We start from the raw sequence: 1,744 nt of genomic DNA on the forward strand, positions 1-1,744 counted from the left end.
TCCCATTGCCCTGGCCAGATAACTTTTGCCGGTGCCTGGCTTGCCAAAAAGCAGCAAGGAGTGCGGGATCTCATTCCAGGCCACGCCGCCTTCGGCCCACAGGCGCAGGTCAGCAACCAGTTGCCGGGCGGTGTCATATGCTGGGCCAATGCCTGTGATCTCTTCCCTCGGGGCGTGGGCTTCGGGCGGTGAAGCCGCAGCGGCAGCAAGCGCTTGTGTGATGCGCTGCGCGACCCTTTTGGCAGTGGGCGCACGCAGGGCGAAAGAGAGTGTGGGGGTGGAGAGTTCTTGCAGCTGGCCGCTCGGGGGCAGCGCGGCGCGGGCGGCGGCTTCATCAATGCGGCCCGTGCGGCTGTGGGTCCGACGCAACAGGGCGATCAGAAAATCTGCGTCCACCTGTGGCAATGCCAGCTGATGACAGTGCTCCGCCACCAGCGGCGCCGGCAGGGCCATCTCATCCGGCAGGCAGATCCACAAAGGCTGGCTGTGCGCCAGGCCTTTGATGATTTGGTCGCGCAGCTCATCAATGTGTTGCTGTTCAATCGCACCATCGCGGGCACTGGGGACAGCAAGGGTCACGCGCTGAGGCAGCTGCACCTGGCGCCGGGCGTCATAGGCCTGCCAGCCCGGCGGCAGCAGGGCGTGGTTAAGGAGGTTTTCCACGCTTGAAAAACCGGAAGCAGGAACGTTGCGAAGGATCAGCACGGCGCCACGGGCAAGCTGCGCGTCCACTGCAGCCGGGGAGCCGAAGGCCGCGGCGATCCGCAGCAGCAGAAGCAGCTTGTCTGCCGGCAGGTCTGGGTCCGGCAGCCAGCGGCCCGTGTTGTCACAGGCATATGGGTCGGCACCTTCCTGCTCCAGCGCTTCCCAGAGTTCCGGCGGCAGATGCCGCGCGTCCGGCTGCTCGCTCAGATGTTGCAGCAAAGAATGGGGGTGATCCGGTGCAGGGGGCACAAGGGGCTCCTCGGCGCCAGCACTGTCGTCTGGCGCGTCTTCTTTGAGTGTCTTGCGGCGCGCCTGCTGCAGCTCATGGTAATAGAGATGATAGCGGCGGGCGCAGCCTTCGGCGAACTGCCACCAATCGGGGCGTGCGGATTTGGAGAGATCGAGCTGGCTCATGGCAAGCCTCCTGTGAACAGGCAAAAGGGATCGGGCGCCCGGTGAAACCGGGCGGGAGATGTTGGAAATTGAAGGGGAGGGGGCGCTTAGCTGTCTTCTTCTGCCTCGATGGCGTCGAGCATCGCGAAGATCACCTGGGCCGCATCGGCGAAATAGACCTCGCTGCGGACCCGCAGGGCGTCACTGTAGAGCTCTGGCGGTGCGACTTGATCGGAAAACCCCGCCTGCAGCTTCGCGTGCAGCCGCTTCTCGGCCTGCAAGGCCAGCTGCCCGGTTGCCATCGGAACGGTCTTCAGGATCTTCGCGTCCAGGTCACGGTGCTTCAGCAACTGGTGGCGCAGGCGGGAATCCGGGTTCCGTGAAAAGCCAAGCTTGACGAGGCGCAACCCGGAGGCCAGCCGGAATTGCATCGCGTAGAGGTAGCTTGGTGCGGCAGGCCAGTCCTCACCGCATTGCCCGCAGGCAAACCGGCTGGTTTGCATGTTGGCACGGGCGATCCTTTGTTCGTGGCCGCAGGACGCATGCCGGTACAGACGGTAGTTCTGGTTGCCACCTGTGTCTTCTCCGATCAGGTGCCACCCCCGTTCTTCTGCTTCAGCCTGTTCTTTGTCAGCGTGGCAAATCT

1 protein-coding gene and 1 pseudogene are annotated in these 1,744 nt (G+C 64.0%); both read right to left on the reverse strand.

Annotation, left to right across the window (positions count from 1 at the left end):
* Window positions 1-1,119: pseudogene (locus LHL23_RS23355) on the reverse strand (ATP-binding protein); the annotation flags it as partial.
* A gap of 86 nt (window positions 1,120-1,205) precedes the next feature.
* Complete coding sequence (locus tag LHL23_RS23360) at window positions 1,206-1,601, reverse strand: hypothetical protein (RefSeq protein ID WP_226431753.1); 396 nt, start codon at window positions 1,599-1,601, stop codon at window positions 1,206-1,208.
* Window positions 1,602-1,744: the final 143 nt, after the last annotated feature.

Source organism: Leisingera sp. McT4-56, assembly GCF_020514995.1.
GTDB lineage: Bacteria > Pseudomonadota > Alphaproteobacteria > Rhodobacterales > Rhodobacteraceae > Leisingera > Leisingera aquaemixtae_A.